General features: G+C 57.4%; 14 protein-coding genes and 1 tRNA gene. 1 reads left to right on the forward strand and 14 read right to left on the reverse strand.

What is annotated here, in order from left to right; genetic code table 11:
- The 6 genes from JKG68_RS10445 to JKG68_RS10470 form a co-directional block, all read right to left on the reverse strand.
- A partial coding sequence (locus JKG68_RS10445) for a helix-turn-helix domain-containing protein (protein ID WP_202059027.1) occupies positions 1 to 401 on the reverse strand: 401 nt, incomplete at its 3' end.
- A gap of 267 nt (positions 402 to 668) precedes the next feature.
- Positions 669 to 1,418 carry a WecB/TagA/CpsF family glycosyltransferase gene (locus JKG68_RS10450; RefSeq protein WP_202059029.1) on the reverse strand — a complete coding sequence of 250 codons (750 nt, stop codon included), beginning with the start codon at positions 1,416 to 1,418 and terminating at the stop codon, positions 669 to 671.
- On the reverse strand, positions 1,418 to 2,476 hold the full coding sequence (locus JKG68_RS10455) for a glycosyltransferase family 4 protein (RefSeq protein ID WP_202059031.1): 1,059 nt from the start codon (positions 2,474 to 2,476) through the stop codon (positions 1,418 to 1,420). Before JKG68_RS10455 ends, JKG68_RS10450 begins: the two co-directional genes overlap by 1 nt.
- A 306-nt stretch (positions 2,477 to 2,782) precedes the next feature.
- Entirely contained in the window at positions 2,783 to 4,876 is a 2,094-nt protein-coding gene (locus tag JKG68_RS10460) for an Ig-like domain-containing protein (RefSeq protein WP_202059033.1), read from the reverse strand.
- A gap of 1,009 nt (positions 4,877 to 5,885) precedes the next feature.
- Positions 5,886 to 6,161, reverse strand: a complete 276-nt coding sequence (locus JKG68_RS10465; RefSeq protein ID WP_202059035.1) for a hypothetical protein — start codon at positions 6,159 to 6,161, stop codon at positions 5,886 to 5,888.
- Positions 6,162 to 6,799: 638 nt separating this feature from the next.
- Positions 6,800 to 7,783 carry a GAF domain-containing protein gene (locus JKG68_RS10470; protein WP_202059037.1) on the reverse strand — a complete coding sequence of 328 codons (984 nt, stop codon included), beginning with the start codon at positions 7,781 to 7,783 and terminating at the stop codon, positions 6,800 to 6,802.
- 413 nt (positions 7,784 to 8,196) lie between these two features.
- Between JKG68_RS10470 and JKG68_RS10475 the strand changes: the two genes are divergently transcribed.
- Complete coding sequence (locus JKG68_RS10475; RefSeq protein WP_202059039.1) at positions 8,197 to 8,415, forward strand: hypothetical protein; 219 nt, start codon at positions 8,197 to 8,199, stop codon at positions 8,413 to 8,415.
- A 780-nt stretch (positions 8,416 to 9,195) separates the two neighbouring features.
- On the opposite strand, the gene JKG68_RS10480 is transcribed toward JKG68_RS10475, so the two are convergent.
- The 8 genes from JKG68_RS10480 to JKG68_RS10515 all read right to left on the reverse strand — a co-directional run bounded on the left by JKG68_RS10480 (position 9,196) and on the right by JKG68_RS10515 (position 16,942).
- Positions 9,196 to 9,281, reverse strand: a tRNA-OTHER gene (locus JKG68_RS10480).
- A gap of 346 nt (positions 9,282 to 9,627) precedes the next feature.
- Positions 9,628 to 11,319, reverse strand: coding sequence for an acyl-CoA dehydrogenase family protein (locus JKG68_RS10485; RefSeq protein ID WP_202059041.1), 1,692 nt, complete (start codon positions 11,317 to 11,319; stop codon positions 9,628 to 9,630).
- 21 nt (positions 11,320 to 11,340) lie between these two features.
- Positions 11,341 to 12,183 carry an HTD2 family dehydratase gene (locus JKG68_RS10490; protein ID WP_202059043.1) on the reverse strand — a complete coding sequence of 281 codons (843 nt, stop codon included), beginning with the start codon at positions 12,181 to 12,183 and terminating at the stop codon, positions 11,341 to 11,343.
- 23 nt (positions 12,184 to 12,206) lie between these two features.
- The gene (locus JKG68_RS10495; RefSeq protein WP_202059045.1) at positions 12,207 to 13,430 is read right to left on the reverse strand and encodes a CoA transferase; all 1,224 of its coding nucleotides are present in this window, start codon (positions 13,428 to 13,430) and stop codon (positions 12,207 to 12,209) included.
- 96 nt (positions 13,431 to 13,526) lie between these two features.
- Positions 13,527 to 14,600, reverse strand: coding sequence for an ABC transporter ATP-binding protein (locus tag JKG68_RS10500; RefSeq protein WP_202059047.1), 1,074 nt, complete (start codon positions 14,598 to 14,600; stop codon positions 13,527 to 13,529).
- Between the two features lie 18 nt (positions 14,601 to 14,618).
- Positions 14,619 to 15,278 carry a pyroglutamyl-peptidase I gene (locus JKG68_RS10505; RefSeq protein WP_202059048.1) on the reverse strand — a complete coding sequence of 220 codons (660 nt, stop codon included), beginning with the start codon at positions 15,276 to 15,278 and terminating at the stop codon, positions 14,619 to 14,621.
- Between the two features lie 18 nt (positions 15,279 to 15,296).
- Positions 15,297 to 16,067, reverse strand: a complete 771-nt coding sequence (locus tag JKG68_RS10510) for an ABC transporter permease (protein ID WP_202059051.1) — start codon at positions 16,065 to 16,067, stop codon at positions 15,297 to 15,299.
- Positions 16,067 to 16,942, reverse strand: coding sequence for an ABC transporter permease (locus tag JKG68_RS10515; RefSeq protein WP_202059053.1), 876 nt, complete (start codon positions 16,940 to 16,942; stop codon positions 16,067 to 16,069). Before JKG68_RS10515 ends, JKG68_RS10510 begins: the two co-directional genes overlap by 1 nt.
- Positions 16,943 to 16,964: the final 22 nt, after the last annotated feature.

Genomic DNA, 16,964 nt, shown 5'->3' on the forward strand with positions numbered 1-16,964 from the left:
TAACCGATCGGGTAAGCGGCAAACCGCTTCTTCTGGGGCTTGTCGCCTGTGATCTCAGGTAAGCGGCTGATGCCATGCCGCTGGAGGCAGCGATGCAAAGCCGACCGGGTCAGGTGCGGCATGGTTGGCTGAAGGCCATAGAGGCAGTCATCGAGCGGCAGCAGCGTGTGCCTGCGGAAGGCCACGATGATGGCCTCCTCCGCTGCTGTCAGCACACTGGAGCGCACCTCTTTAGGACCCATCCTGGCGTCGGCTGTGCTGGAGCGGTTACGCCATTTCTGAACCGTGGTGGGACTGATCCCATAGCGTTTGGCCAGCGCTCTCACGCTCTCTTGACGTAGCTGGATCGCGCGACGGACTGCCTCCGTCGTGGTGGCGCTCCCATGGAGAACTTGGCCCATAACGCTTCCCTCCATTCCAGGGATAATATCGCACCGTCAAACCCTGGGATCAAACATCTAGTGAGCAATTATCTTTCGTGTTTGCGGGCGATCTCCTGGCGAACGGCGGGGGTGGTGCGGGCTTGCGGATGAAGGGAGTGCATCACGTCCTCCTGCGGCGAGGAACTCGACGTCGTAGACCATCGAAGCGCCAAGTATACTCCTCAATCGCGCAACGCACCTGATCCCAACAACGTTCCGCTACCAGACAGATAGAGGCTTGCTCTACTACATAACGCCTTTAGAAAGAACACGGCCGAGGAAAAGGGCCATTTCTGTGGAGTAACGGCGAGTGAGTCGGCGAGGCTCCTGAGCCAGCCGAAAAGCCCATTCGAGCCTCATCCGCTGAATAATCTGAGGCGCTCGCGCAACGTCTCCGGCAAGGAAGTCGAACAAAGCACCAACCCCAAAGCCTAGCTTGCACCCTGTTGAGACAAGATGCTCCGAAAGCCAGAACTCCTGCTTTGGATTTCCCATAGCAACCAGCAGGAGGCTCGCTTGCGCTTGGACGATGGTATCTAACACTGCTTTCGTGTCGAGCAGATCCGAATACCCGTTCAGACTGCCTACAACATCATGTTGACCACTCAACTTGGAGACGGCGAGCGCCGCGCGCTCCGCAACCCCCGGCTTTCCACCCAGAAGGAAGATACGATGCCGATGCTGCGAGCGGCGGAGGTACTCGGGGATGAAATCTGTACCGTTCAGGTTCTCCGGAAAGGCGGCCCCATATAGCAGCCGGCTTGCTATATCCAGGCCGACTCCATCGTTGAGCACAACGAACTGGCCCAGCACCCTACGGAACTCAGGATCCTCGTAGGCATGGTTGAGCAGGTTCGTGTTTGCGAACGCGACGCAGGTCGCCTCTGAGGAAGCAACCCGACGATCCATAAACTCAATGGCATCGCTTAGGCTCCAAGCCTCAATCTCCACACCGAGAATTGTCCTCGAAGGACGATCTGATTCAGAGTTCGGCATCAGTGCTCAGCGGAGTTGGGTTGCGATAGCATTGCTGCTTCAAGTGCTTTGACGCATGCCTGCCACTGGTAGTAATGGCCAAGGCGTGGAGCCGCATCCAAGGCGGCCGATCTTATCTCATTGATATCGGCTCGCAGGAGAAAATCCGCCGTCTCAGCGACTGCGTTCTGTCCCACGACATGGCCACAATACCTCTCGACCATGTAGCGAGCTCCAGGCAGATCCTTGCAGATTGGAAATACAGCACAGCCGATGCTTTCCAGTACGATCAGCGGGAATGAATCAATGATTGAGAGATGCACAAGAACATCCATCTTGGACAGATGAACCAAGAGTGCGTCTTCAGTCAGGGGACCAAGCACGTGGATTTTTGACTGCAGATTGTTCTCAGATATAAAAAAGTCGATCTGTTGCTTTGTCGACGGATCGGCCGCACCTGCCAGATAGGCATTGAAGGGACGCCCGGCACGGTTCAACTCCGCGCATACCTCTAGGAAAAGAAAAGTGCCCTTACCGCTGGAGAGGCGGCCGGCGTGGGCAAGGTGCATCATTCCATCGGACGACTTAGCGAAAGTTTGCTTTTCTGTTTTCCCAATTCCACCCGGAAGGAATGTTCGGATATGGCATTTTGGTACAGATGGTGGAAACTGGAGTTCCTGCTCTTGCGTCGGGGAAATCAGGGCTATGCGGTCGGCAAACCGCAACATGCCAATACTTATCGCCCGGAGCGTGCCGCTCGATTGGGAGCGCCAGTTAACCCCGAGATGGGGAGTAACCACAATATGATAACCGCACAATTTTCCCACAATGAGGAATAGCAGATCTGGAAAATTTACGTATTGTAGCCACATGCTGCTCCAGCGGCGGCGCATCTTCAGGAGATGTATCAAGCTTCGAAAAACCGCAGGCAAGGTCTGCCGCTTTGCGAAAGCGGTATGTGTTGGAAGCCACTCAACTTGATGATGCCCGATGCTGGTGAGAGCAGCGCGCGCGCGCTCGCAGAAAGTTTCGACCCCGCCTCGATGCGAAGGCGTCCCTCCAACGATCAACAGTTCCAAGACATTATCTCCTGTGTCTCGTTTTTATGTAACGCCTTCGAGCCTGTAAGGGTCGACTCCTCAACTATCACACAATATCCAAAATTCGGCGCCTCAGCTTTGCCTCGGAAGAATTGTGGACAGCGCCTGTTCTAATAGAGGTAGCCCTCCTGTATGTTTCGGAAGATTTGCGAAACATACAGGTTGTCTTTAGCGATCGACTAAAGCCAGGCCGTGTGCATTTGCGATATCCAACACAGTCCGATTCAGGCCTTTATTACCTACTCCCTCAAAGCAGATTCGAAGGTAATTGGCGCTTCAATGTCCCTACCATATGTCAAAGTGATAATGCTTCAGGTCCTGAACTTTGACTCCAGCGAAGACAACGCTGTTCTGCGGGTCTAGCGTAATAATGGCATTGCCGTTGGTTTCGCCGAGGCGAGCGAGAATTCCGTCCACGCTTGAAAATAGCGCAGAGCTGAACAGGACTTTGTCATACCTGTCGTCGGTGCTAGATCCGACATTGAAATCTCTGATGGTATCTTTCCCAAATCCAGGAGTGAACACAAATGCATCTCGCCCTCCCATTCCGAAAAGTGCATCATTGCCTGCGGCGCCGATGATAAGATCGTTTTTGTCGGCTCCGGTTAGCGTTTCCGCATTCTTGCCGCCGTAGATTGCAAGCCCGGAGTTGGTGCTTGTATTTCCTGCAGTGTCAGTACTGTTGGCGCGGAAACTGTGAGAGTTTGGCGACATTGAACCTGTTGTAAATTCCCACCGCCCGGTTCCGTCCACATCAGCGGCTCCCAGGCTCTTCGTGCCTTCAAATATGGTGACTGTGCTGTTTGCCTCCCCTATGCCCAACAGCTTGAAAGCTCCCTTAGCACTTACGGATATGCGGCCTATGGACGGCTCGCTAGGGGGAGTGCTGTCAACCACGATAGGTCTTGAGGCGCTGACATCAGTCATGTTCCCAGCTCCGTCGGTCGCCGACACGCGCATCTGGTGCGCTCCCTCAGGCAAAGTGATCTTATGGCTCCAGTTGCCGTTTGCATCTATCTGCACGCTGTCAGAGAGTTTGACGCTGCCGCTCCAGACCTCAACCACCACGCCGGGACGGTCATCCGATACTGTTCCTTGTAGGGTAATGACCCCGTTGCGTGTGATGAAGTCAGTCTGAGATCGTCCGGTGTCCTGCGCGAGCGTTTGGCTCGTCATCTTCAGAACCGGTAAGGTTGTATCTGGCCCAGGTGAGGGCGGCTGCTGTGTAGAAGGGACTATCTTCACGCCAGCTGAGAAAGTCCAGATCGGCAAGCCATGATTGTCGTAGATGGCGTTTCCAGAGCCCGACGTTTCACCGACGGCGAGGCGCTGACTTCCGAAAGCATAGTGGAGCAGAGCACCTACTTCCTGAGGAATGTTCTGCGGGAATTTCAGCATGAGATGAGTGCTGTCGACAATCGCAGCGGATGTTGCGAGCAAGACACTACCACCATAGTGTATGCTCCAGCCGAGTCCAGTAGCTGCATCGGGATCAATCGACTGGAAGCCTGTGGCCGCGTCATGTGCAATTTCCAAAATCAGCTGATCTGGACTAGCGAGGTTGATTGACGCCTTACTGACCTGAGGCCCGAGGCTCGCGATGTTCCCGCCGGCTTGCGCAATAGGAGAGCCAGCTAAGGCATATGAGGCGAACTCTTCAGCGATCGATCGGGCCGAGCGTTCAAGCAGCAAAAGAGAGTCGGAGGCGCTCATGTGTGCGCCGCCGTATTTCCCGTCATGGTTCATATCGACGTCGCCAAACTGCGCCCCTATGGAAGCATTAAAGAAGGGATCAGCGGCGAGAGTATCCATACCAACCCTTATGGCCTGAACAGTTAAGTCGCTGCCACCACCAACAGGGATCGCCTCTACAAAAATGTATGGCACTGTCGCTGCAGCCTGCCCCAAAGTTGTACGGACTAAGTTGGCGTCATACCGCACGCCGCTGATCCACTGTTCGGCTGTTACATTTGTATAGTTCCAGCTGTCAGATTCGCTGTGAAACCAGAGCACTGCGGTCGGCGCGGCTTTTTGCGCAGCGCTGAGGCCGGACAGCTCGTTGATAAAGCCCAGGTGGTAGGGGTTGGATTTCCAGCCTGTTCGCCAATCCCCATTCTCGAAAGGAGATATCCAAGACTGGCCAGATGCACCACTTGAGCCGGGCAGAAATGCCGTGCCCGAGAAGATGGTATATTCGCCTGCGGCGGGCATGTTGTTGGTCACATCCCACGGCGCGACATCAGCAACAAGGTTTACCTTGTCGTTGATGCCATCAAACCCGAGGTATCTCTCGACGGTAGACTTTAATTTTTCAGCGTCGCCATAGGTTAGAAACCAATAAGCGTTGGATTGCCCGCGCAGAACGATGTTTAGATCCATAACGATCCCCCTACCTTAAACCATCTCCGGGATAGCGAGAAAGAAAACGCTGACCTCAGAGGTAGTTTCTGACCCTTTGAAAGCATTAGCTACTTTTTGTAGAGAGCTCCCCATGATGAGGGTCAGAAGGAACGCAGCATAAAAGCATTGCTTATAATTGAGCTGCGACTAGGCAGCGCATACCCCAAAGTAGTACAGATCGGAAAAAGAACTTACACGAGGATGGCAGGCTTAAGCCGGCTTCCGGGAGACGAACATAATGGCAATCCCTGAGGCACTTCGGCTCCAAGACATGAGATTGATGCGTAACCCAGGAGCTAGTTCGATTCAAACTTACATCCGGTCGCTGCTTAAGACGGCTGCACCCTGACCCCACCTGCAGCGATTGAGGCTCAGGAGGACAGGATCGTTCTGCTCCACGGCTATGCAAGCCATGTTATTGTTTGGTTCTCTCACCTTGGATCGGTCAAGGCTAACATCAGGCCATTGGGTGATTGAAGAAGCACCATGGGAGATCATGACTGTTGTGATTGTGAGAATGTCAGAGCCGCCTCGAGGGTGTGACCCCTGTTATGATTGACCGCGTGTCATTGGGTTGACGTGTCCGCCTTCCGGGCGCCACCTGACCTTCTGCTACAGCGTGACTTGATAGGAGCTTGGGGGAACTCGTCCCGTCACAGTCCTGTCCGCCCGCAGGAACCCGTCAGGGCCTCAGCTGCGGAGGGATAGGGATGCAAGAGACCGATCCTGCCGAGATCATCATCGGCGTTGACACCCACAAAAAAGCTCATACTGCTGTCGCCATCAATGGGCTCGGGGCCCGCCTTGGTGCCATCACCCTGTTGGCAAGCCGCATAGAGTATCAGGAGCTGGACTGCTCTAGGACAAGCTTGAGCCAATCGATTTGGCGAATGATCTGGGCCTCAAGATGTGACGGCAAGAGCCGCCGTGCTCACGTAGGTCGGGCACGCGCTCAATCGGCATCATTCCCTCATAGATGCTCCCAGGGTTATGTCTCTGGTTTAGAGGGTGCCTTGTGGCTCGTGCGCTCCTGCTTAGCGACGTTCTGGTTTCGAATCCAGCCGACGGCGCAGAACAGGAGAGAGCCGCCTAGTGCAGCACCAAACAACTCCACCATCATGTGGGTGAACGGATCGTCGCTGTGGAAGTCCCCCATGTAGATGGAATACATCTGATGCGTTCCGGCCACAAGCACGCCCGGAAGAGCCCCAACATAGGCGAGGCTTTCAAGGTCACACTTGCGACTGCCACTGTTGGGTTTCATGCTGACCACTACCGTATCGTATGGCGGCAACGATCGTATACCCTATCCCCTCGGGGTACGGTTTCCGATATACGCTTTCCCCCCGCGCAGCTACCTTGAGCATCTCGCCAGTGTCGGCCCCATGCCATACTGCGCCTTTGCAAAATCACGCAATGCCTAGGAGCCAGTTGCAGGTGGCTAAGGAACCCGCAAATAGGATCACGCCAGTAAAGGCCACAGCTTCCATTTCGCCCATGACATGAGCGGTTATGATGTCTGCAACTAATTTTGTGAGGGCGTGAATCTACAATAGCCGACGCCTGCCTCAGGTTTAATCGTGCAGAATCCCACGGTTAGCAGGAGAACAGGCGTGACCATGTCTTTGTCATCCATAGCATCGCAGGCGCGCCGCGCCATGGTGAAGTATCAATTGAGGGCCAGTCGCACTTCATGTTCAATAAAGACACGCTGGATAGCCCACGGTCGAGGTAGCAGGGAGATCCCATTGACAAGCTAAAGGGCATCGGCTGGGCCATCTTCCACCGCAAGATAAAGCAGATTAAGGGGGTTGAGGCAGTCTGCAACGATCGCCTCTTCCGCTTTGTCCAGAAGCTCTACAATCAGACCTAATGGATTAAATCAGGGTCACGAAGAGGGTGTCACTCGCGTCTTAATTCGTACATCTGTGAGGCTAAGCGGATCGCATGCTCCGCTTTCGTAACAAGCATAACCTCGCGCTCTACCTCGCTCAGAGCGGCTTGAAGCTTTGTGAAGTGCTTCATGACCTCTGACCTGCGGTTTTGCGCATTAAAGTAGGCTACACACGCCTGCAAAAGTTCGAGTGCAGGCTTAAGCTTCGGAGTATCCGGCTTCTCGCTCAGCTCCCCCAGGCGCCTTTGGAACTCCTGCGTAGCCTGTCTCATCCGTTCCTCAGCATCCAGAAGTGCGCTCTGACATTCCGCCTCTTGGCCGCGGCGTTTTGGGTCCTGCAAGCATTCATCAAACCAATTTAAACTCCTCAGGTACTCCGCTACGGCCTCCGCCAGCACATCTCCAGCCTCTTCCAGCTGTGAGACGCCCTCCTGGTCCGGAGCAGGCGCACCAGCCTCGTCAAAGGCGGCAGGCTGACTCGCGCGAGCGGCTGCGCGATACATAATTGTCGATATTACAGAGGAGGCAAGGGAACGCAGGTTTTCGATCTGCTCTTGTGTCCAATGCCGCGGCTTGGAGTCGAAAACGCACAATGTCCCCAGCACATGACTGTCCGGAGTGATAAGCGGGATGCCCGCATAAGCAATGACTCCAGACTGCGTGACGGCAAGATTGTTCCTTATTACGGGATCATCTCGAGCATCCTCAATAATGAGTGGCTCGCCGGAAGCAACGGCGTACTGGCAGAGGGAGTGAGATAGGGGAGACTGCCGCTGCGACAGCCATGGCTCTGACAAGGGACCGATGCAGCTTTTGAAGAACTGCCTGTCTTTATCCACGAGGGAGACCAGAGCGATTGGCGAGCTAAGAAGTTTTGCAGCCAAGCGAGTCAGTTGGTCAAAGGCTTCCTCAGGCGGAGTGTCAAGGAGGTCAGCACGACGGAGAGCCGCTAGTCGCTCCGGGTTCTCGATGGCGTGAGTGACATCTGACATCGTTCTTCCTCCGAGAGTCTGCTGATGAGAATGCCCTCAACCTGACGCCGGTTCACTCGCATAATCGCGTTAGGCGCCTTCTCTACCTCTTCTTCGCTGAAGAAGACGTCCGCCAACTGCTGCCCGGCGGTGCCGATCCAAGCCCCAGTAGCGCCCATGGATCAAAACAGGGCAGGCTGGCCTCCTTGGCCATTGTGGGTCAGGAGGCCTTTCTGTTGCCTGATCAAGCATCAAAATCATGGGCACCGCAGGACGACCTTTCTTTTCAAAGCGGTCGCGTCACAGGTGAATGAAGCCGTGGCTTTGGCCAATGGCTTCGGCTTTTTGGTGTTGCGCTACTCCCTTCGACCCAGTGCGGGAGCAAAGCCCCATACCCTAAGCTTGACTACTGGCACTCACAGGGAGCCGCAAGCTTGGATTGCTTTGTGGTCAAGCAAACAAGGGAAGGTATCTGGTCGGTCTCGTATGATGGAGAGACGTTCGCTACCTACCCGACCGAAGAGGAAGCACTCTCGGTAACATTCAAACGTGCCGCGGAGCGGACACAAGCAGGGATCAAAACAATCGTTGTCATCACGCGGGAGGGCAAGGACGAGGTCTGCGGAACCACCCTGCCAGAGGATGAGACCTGAATTCTCTGCACGGGATGCCGGGTCTGGAGCGCAGCGGCTCGCATTCTATACCAAGTATTACGCGCAATTTGTTTGAGCCCTCAAATCCTCCAACAGTAGCGTCGTCAGTTCACTGCATCCTCAAGCGACCGTCCCCAGAACAATTTGCGGCCACCCACAAGATTCGGGCTGACAAAGATACCGAATTCACGCTTTTAGCTCGTCTCTGTGTCCAAGATCTGGGCCGTCTCGTCAGATTGTGCTTTGTCCAGCACACGTACACATCCTGTCCAACTTTGCAGATGCACTCGCTGCGTTTAGGATCACTCCCCGTTATCTAACCTAACCGAAACCAGCGCCTATATGCGGCTTGAATGAAGCGCTTGCCCCATCCTTCCTGCATACCAACAATTGCCTCTTAGTGGCCAAGCTAGGGTTCTTGGCTGGTTATGGGACCGGCATCTGCACTGGGATGCCGTACTTCCCTTCGCGCCGTTCAATGTCTCGCCCCATATAGGCAGCTTTAACCGGCTTACTAGTGAAAGACGTGTAGTTCATCTTCGGGTGCAGCCACCTAAGGTTGAAGGGCCGTTATCGAAACGTCACGCCTGTCGCTTGCTGCACATGTGCTCGAGGCATTGTTACCGCCAGCAATCTACGTATGGGAGATCTCCACTGGTGGAACGCAAACATGTAGCAGCACGATGTTTGCTGCACAGGCTGCTCCCCCAATGCTACCCCAAAGAACTTTTTGGGGGAGCAAGCCTCGAACCTACGAAGGCTAAGTAATTGATATTTAAATGGTACAGCCGCCCCGGCTCGAACGGGGGACCCCCAGATCCACAATCTGGTCCGAAGACCTAACAGAACGTAACAAATTCGGCCATCCCTAACCTCCTAAACTATTGATAGATAATGGCTTAGACCTTGATGTTCGCCTTCGTTATGCTCAAGCCATAACGGTGCATAACACGACATCTCCGTTACCCTGATGTTACCCCAGTGGCACCCACAACCCTCTTTGAGTGAGCCCCTTACCCTCGCGGCCATGGATCGGATTCTCGGGTGAACCTGTCCGAATGCTGGACCACGGCCGGACACGAACTCCGGCCAGAGGCGCTCCCCGAAACGGGAGCGAAGCATGTTGAGAGTGGCCGAGCGAATCGGCTGAACCTGATTTGCGGCCGGAAGCCTATTCTGTAGCCTCAACTGGCTCATGGCCATTGCTTCCGCTTAGGCAGCCGCATTGGCCTCACGGTGTCGTGCCAGGAGACCGCGACCGACAACATGGGCCTGTATTTCGGCAGCGCCCTCGAAGATGTTCAGAATTCGGGCGTCGCAGAGAACGCGGCTTATTTCGTATTCCAAGGCATAGCCGTTGCCTCCGTGGATCTGGAGGCCTGCGTCCGCGTTGCTCCAAGCCACCCGGGCGGCCAACAGCTTCGCCATTCCCGCTTGGACATCGCAACGGCGGCCGCTGTCCTTCTCCCGCGCGGCAAAGTAGGTGAGTTCGCGCGCCATTATGGTCTCGACCGCCATCAGCGCGAGTTTGTCGGAAACCCGCGGGAACTGGATGATAGGTTTCCCGAATTGAGCACGTTCGAGTGCATAGCGCATTCCGAGGTCGAGAGCCTTCCATGCAACTCCGACAGCACGGGCTGCGGTCTGGATGCGTGCACCCTCAAAGGTCTGCATCAGCTGCTTGAAGCCCTGCCCTTCCCCTCCTCCAAGAAGGGCCTCCGCCCCCAGTGCGAACCCGTCAAACGCAATCTCGTATTCCTTCATTCCGCGATAGCCGAGGACCTCGATCTCACTTCCCGACATAGTCTCGATCGGAAAGGGATCGATGTCCGTGCCGCGCGGCTTCGGTCCCAGAAACACCGACAGACCACCATGCCCAGGCTTCGAAGGATCCGTTCTCGCAAGGATCGTCATCAGATCGCTGCGTGACGCATGGGTGATCCAGGTCTTGTTGCCGTCAATCCGCCAGCCGGTTGATGTAGGCGTAGCGCGGGTGCGAAGGCTCGCCAGATCAGAACCGGCGTTCGGCTCGGTAAAGACGGCAGTTGGCAGGACCTCGCCTGAAGCGATCAGCGGGAGCCAACGGGCCTTCTGCTCCGGCGTTCCAGCACTGGCGATGAGATCGCCCGCGATCTCCGAGCGCGTGCCGAGCGATCCTGCAGCAATCCAAGCTCGGCTCAGTTCCTCGGTCACAACGCACATGGCAAGCTTTCCGAGGCCGAGGCCTCCATACTCCGTACCGATGCAGATACCGAACACCCCGAGCTCAGACATTTCGGCGATGACTTCATCCGGAACCAGAGCATCGGCAAGATGCCAAGCATGCGCCTGCGGGGCGATCCTCTCCGCGGCGAAGCGGCGAAACTGATCCCGAATCATGTCCAGAGTGTCGTCACCGGGCGTCTCGTCAGGGCGATGCCCCGCGCGCAGCTCGGCCGTTAATGCAGCACGGTTGGCGGCCACATTGCCGGAGGCCAGGAAGACCGCGACCGCGGGATCGGATTGGAGGGCCGTCGCATCAGCGGCAAGCCCGAGTTCGCCCGGCCGCACGATCTCGTTCGGGCTCATCGGCAGGCCGCCAACCAACTGCCCGAGGTACTCGCCGAAGCCAATCATGACAATCAGTGCCTCAGTCTGTCCGAGCGTCGCCGAATTCTTGAGGCTATTTGCCCAGGATGCCGTCTGGGCCAGCGTCTCTACGGTGGTGGCGATCCATGCAAGCCCATGCAGACGGCGCTGTTCCCGGTTAAGGGTCTGAGGATCGACGCGGCCATTCTGATCTATGAGATTCTGAGCGACAATCCGCTCGGCGGCGGTGCAGTACCGGCGGGCAGCGGCCGCCGCGCTGACTGCAAGATCCACGACGGTATCGTGGGTGAGCGGGTGAATCGCGTGGATGTGCATAGGTTTCTCTCGTTTGCCTGATCAGAAGGCAGCCTTGGCCTTCATGGCGATGGCGCCGTCGCAGCGGTCGGCGAAAAGGTCGTAGCCGTCATCGACCTCCTCCTTCCGCAGGCGCACCGGCTGACCGACAAAAAGCGGAGCCTGCCCATTGAAGCTGAATGAGCGCATGGGACGCTCTTCGCCCTGATAGGCCAGCAGGCACAGTTTCAAAGCTGTAAACGGTCCCTGCACGACAAGGTCGGGATAGAACTCGATGTCCCGTGCGTAGGATTGATCGTAATGGATGCGATGGGCATTGAATGTGACAGCAGAGAACCGGAAAAGCTCGACGGTATTTGGCTGCCACACGTTGCCTTCCAAGGGTGTTGATGCAGGAATGACCGGAGGTGAGCCCCCGGCCTGCCTGTACACGATTGTCTGGGATTCGATGAGACACGTACGAACCTCTTGCTCGATCCGCCTTTCAACTTCGACGAAGACGAGTTCGCCGGACCGCCCCGTCCGGTGCGTGACATCACGGATCCTCGTGACGCAGGAGGCCACTGCGCCAACTTTCAGCGCCGACAGAAATTCCGTCCGCCCCCCCGCGAACATGCGCCTGGGCAGGGTAACGGGGGGCATGAAACCGCCGCGTCGATGGTGTCCATCCTCGCCAAGGTCATGGGTGGCTACGGCGGGAAGAAAGTATGCCCAGTGCATCATCGGCGGCACCGTCGCAAAGAGTTCATCTGCACGCCGTCCCGCGGCAACAGCGAAGCGCGCCAGACTGGCGGCGTCTGTCTGTTGCACAGCACTCTGGCTGCTGCCGATATAGCTCCGATATTCCTCGATCATGCTGTCGGTAATCAGACGCTCCGCTGACATCTCGCTGATCTCCTCATCCAGCCCTACTCTGCTGGACCGGCGACAATTCTGCGGTCGTGAAGATCCGCGATCTCGCCATCGGTGAGCCGCAGAACTTCGGCGAGGACCTGTTCGGTATGCTCGCCGAGCCGCGGTGCGCAGGCTGGGGCTTGACGGCTGTGGCCAGTCATGGTCGCCGCATATCCCGGCGTCAGGTAACGGTGACCGCTCGGATGCTCGACCTCCGAAAACACCGGATTGCGCGGAGAGAGGCGCTCGTCCTGTTCAAGGGCGGCCTTGAGCGTGCGGTAAGGTCCCCAGCAGACACCCGCGGCATCAAAGCCGCTTGTAAGCTCGTTGGAATCTCTGCGGGCGACGGCTGCGGCCACGATGGGGTTCAGCCTGCCGCGGTGCTCGAAGCGCAGTCCTTCATCCACTGCGAAGGACAGCCCCAGTTCGGCTTCCAAGCTGGAAATCTGCTCCTGGATATCTAACGCACGGACAAGTCCCTTCCACTGCTTGGCGGTGATCGCGACAATCATCAGGCGGCGGCCATCGCGGGTGATGAAATCGCGTCCAAAAGCGCCGAAAATATCGTTGTCCGTGCGGGGCCGATCGCTCCCTCCGATGAGGACCTCGGCAACTTGGCCGAGGTTGCCGAGTGTTGCCATTGCGACATCCCCGAGCGGTACGCGCACCTCCTCGCCCTGACCGGTCTCCCGCCGCCGCCGCTCTGCGGCCAGCAGAGAGAAGGCCGCGTATGCTCCTGTGAGCAGGTCCCAGGCCGGAAGGACATGGTTGACCGGCCCCTTCAGGGACGAGGGGCCGGTCATAGCCGGTACGCCGATTGCGCAATTAACTGTATAATCCAGTGCGGGCGTCCCATCCGGCCATCCCATAACCCTTACCGTGATCAGGTCCGGGCGGGTCATTCGCAGCTGATCATGGGATAGAAAGCCATCGACCGGGTAGTTAGTCAGGAAAATGCCGCCGTTCTCCCCGGGTGCGGTCGCCAGGCGCACGGCGAGCTCGCGCCCTTCAGGACGCGTCAGATCGAGTGCAATAGACTTCTTCCCCTTGTTGAGGCCCTCCCAATAGAGGCTCGGTCCACCCGGGATGCGGGGCCAGCGATGAATGTCGGGACCGCCGCCGATCTGATCAAACCGGATCACCTCCGCTCCGAGCTGGGCCAAGTGAAGACCGCACGAGGGTGCCGCGATGAAGGATGCTCCTTCGACGACACGCAGGGTTTTAAGGTGATCGTACATCGCTTTGAACAGAGCCCTCCTGACAGTTCTTGAAGTGCATTGGTAGCCATTATTCACAGCCTCTCACCGTCACGAGAGAGCGCTTGGAAGTGGAACTCAGGCAGGCTCAGCCTGGAGTGGTGTAATCCCCTCTGGGCGCACCGCAACTTGAACTTTTTGTCCTGCAGGCAGGTTCTGCCCTGATGTCGCGGATGCGGTCACAACCTGTCCGTCCACAAGTCTCAGCTGATAATCCGTGTAGACGCCGCGGTAGACCACCCGCTCCAGAACCGCATCAAACGTGATGTCCTCAGGACTCGGGTGGCCGTTAATACGCAGGTCCTCTCCGCGGATCGCAACGGCGGGCGGATGGGCGAATTTTGATGGGAGTTCTGGAAGGGCAACGCGGAACGCCGAGCATTCGAAAATGCTGCTTCTGCCCTGTCCAACCAGTTTTCCCTCAACAACGTTGCTGCCACGGAAGAAGGTTGCAACGAACTTTGTTCTTGGATGGCGGAACAGCGCGTGCGGCTCATCGACTTGGACAAGGTGTCCCCAGTTCAGCACCGCCACCCTGTCGCTCATTGTCAGAGCCTCCTCCTGGTCATGGGTCACGTAGACGAAAGCCGTGCCGGTTACCCTCTGGATGTCCTTCAACTGCGCCTGCATCTCGCGGCGGATCTTTTCATCCAGTGCTGAGAGCGGCTCATCGAGGAGAAGGAGCCGCGGCCGGGGGGCCAAGGCACGCGCGATGGCAACACGCTGCTGCTCACCTCCCGAAAGCCGCGTCACTGGCCGCTCCTCAAAACCGGGCAAGCTCACCAGGTCGAGAAGCTCGGAAACCCGTTTGCGCACGGCCTCCCGGTCAAGTTTTCGACGGCGCAGGCCATAGGCGATGTTCTGGGCCACAGTCATGTGAGGGAAGTTGGCGTACTGCTGAAACACCATTCCGAGGTCGCGGCGCCACGGCGGAAGGTCAGTGACGTCCTGGCCGTTGATGAGAATGCGACCGCTGTCGGGATGCTCAAGCCCTGCGATCATGCGGAGGATCGTCGACTTTCCGGACCCGCTCGGCCCGAGCATCGTAAAGAACTCTCCGTTTGCAACCTGGAGGTCGACACCCGCAGCCGTGACCTGCTTTCCAAACTGCTTCCGGACGGCGTGAACATGGAGAAGAGGAGAAGGGCTCATTTGGTCCTGCTTGGGCAGTCAGCCTTGTTCAAGGGAGAGGGCCAGCGTCGTGCGAATGGCGTCAAGCATCATGTCCAGGCTCATCGACGCGAGATCCGCCCGCTGGTGCAGTTCAAGGCGCCCTTCGTTGCTGAGGTCGTTCAGGAGCTCGGCGACCTGCTGCGGAAGATACGGCACGTGAATGAAGCCGCAGCGCGTGCCGATCCCAAGCTGCTCGCAGGCCCCAAGGGCCCGATAGAGGGTCGCATTGCACAGAAATGTTCCCGCCGTGTCAGACGTCCTTGCCGGAATGCCCTTCTCGCGCAGCGAGGCGATGATCTGGCCTACGGGCAGGGTCACAGCCCGAGCAACCGGCCCCTCCTGATCGACGCTCTCATCCAAGGGGCGCTGCCCATCATTGTCAGGCATCTCGAAGCTGACCCGGTTGACGGCCACCCTTTCAAGCCGGATGACCGGCTCACCGGGCCAGAGGCCGGTCGAGACGACAAGGGCCGGACGATGCTCCAAAATCGCGTCTTCCAGGGGCTGTCGTGCTGCGCCAAGGGAGACCGGAAGCAGCATGCCCCGAACGGTGCAGCCGCCGATCTGGGTTCTATCGAGAGCTCGAACGACCTCGGCGGAGGGATTGAGCTGACGCCCTCCATAGGGTTGAAATCCGGTCAGAAGAATCTCAGGCATGGTCTGCTTCCCATTCATTTAGGTTGCGGGTTGCTGCTTGCGGCCGAGCGCGACGAGCACCAGGATTAGCAGGAGCGTGACTGCGATGATGAGGCTCATTAGGGCGTACATATTCGGGGTGAGGCCGACCTGCTGATACCGGGACCAGATGAACGTCTGGATGGTATTGTTGCCCCCCTGCACGACCGCCGTGCGGATGGTCTCATTGAACGACAGGATCACCGAGAACGTCGCCGCGCCACTAATGCCAGGCGCGATTTGCGGGAGCTCGATCTCGCGGAAGGCCTGCGCCCGGTTGGCTCCGCACGTGTAGGCCGCCTCCAAGTACAGCGTATCGAATCCTGACATCACGGTCAGTATGATCAAGAAGGCGAATGGCAAAGCCCAGAGAGTCTGAACCACAGCCATCGTCAGAAGAGAGGGATCAATCCCCGTCAGGTTGAAAAACAGACTGGTCGAAACTCCCATGCTGACGCCCGGGATGAAGAGCGGCAGCAAAATCACTGTGATAATAAGACGGGGAATACCGAAGGACCTGACGGCCTGGGCCGCAGCCAGAGCAAGCAACGGAGCGGCTACTCCAACGATGGCTGCGAGAATAATGGAATTCATCAACGCTCCGACCAGCGTTGGGTCGGAATGGATCGTCCCGAAGTTCTGCAGTGTCAGCTGCCCGGTCGCGGGATCCTGGATTGCCAGAAGAAGCGGCGGGAACAGCGGCGCATACAGGAACAGAAGAACGCCCGCGAGGCACAGCCAGACCAGAATGCGCGTCCACGGCTTCATCATCAACGCCCCAGCATCTTGCCCAGGAAGAGCCGCAGATCAAAGAACCGCAGCCATAGGAGGAGCAGGAGCAGCATGCAGCCGACCACGACGGTCGACATGGCGGCTGCCATCGGATAGTTCAGAACGTCCAGGGAACTCGTGATGGCATTGCCCATGAGTTGGTAGCCAACCCCGCCAAGGATCTGCGAAACCGCCACCTCACCGAAGGCACCAACGAAGCCGAAGATTGCGGCGGCAAACACACCAGGCAGCGAAAGCGGCAGGACAACCTTCAGAAAGGTACCCAGCGGGGGCTCCCCCAGCATCCAGCTTGCCTCGATGAGCCGTCTGTCAATGGCGCTGAGTGACAGCCAGATCGGATAGACCATGAAGGGCATGTAGGCCGCCACAAGCCCGAGGTAGACGGCGAAGTCGCTGAACAGCAGCCAGTCAATGGGATGACTCGTGAGGCCTGCCCATTGCAGAAACTGATTGAGGGGTCCAGTTCGCCCGAGGAGATAGGCCCACGAGAAGGTCCGGATCACGTAATTCACGAGAAACGGGACCGACAGAAGAAAGAGAAAGATCCGTGTCCGGCTTGGTGGAAGCTTGAAGGTGATCAGATACGCAACAAGATAGGCGGACGCCAACATTAAGAGCGTTGAGCTGGTCGCGACCCAAAAGCTTCGCTGAAGGACAGAAAAGCGCGCGCCGTCGAAGAACAGCGCATATGAGGCCAGGCTGAAGCCTGGCCTCATGCCAATCATCTGGCGCTCCCAGAAGCTGATGATCAGCGTCAGGACCAAGGGCACCACGATGGCAAGAGCGCAAAGGAGAACAGGTACTCCAAGCAGAACCGCCGCCCCTAGGTCCCGACGCTTCACAGCAGCGCTCATGGAAACACCCCGGAATATCGTG

The sequence above is a fragment of the Microvirga aerilata genome, assembly GCF_016743775.1.
Taxonomy (GTDB): domain Bacteria; phylum Pseudomonadota; class Alphaproteobacteria; order Rhizobiales; family Beijerinckiaceae; genus Microvirga; species Microvirga aerilata.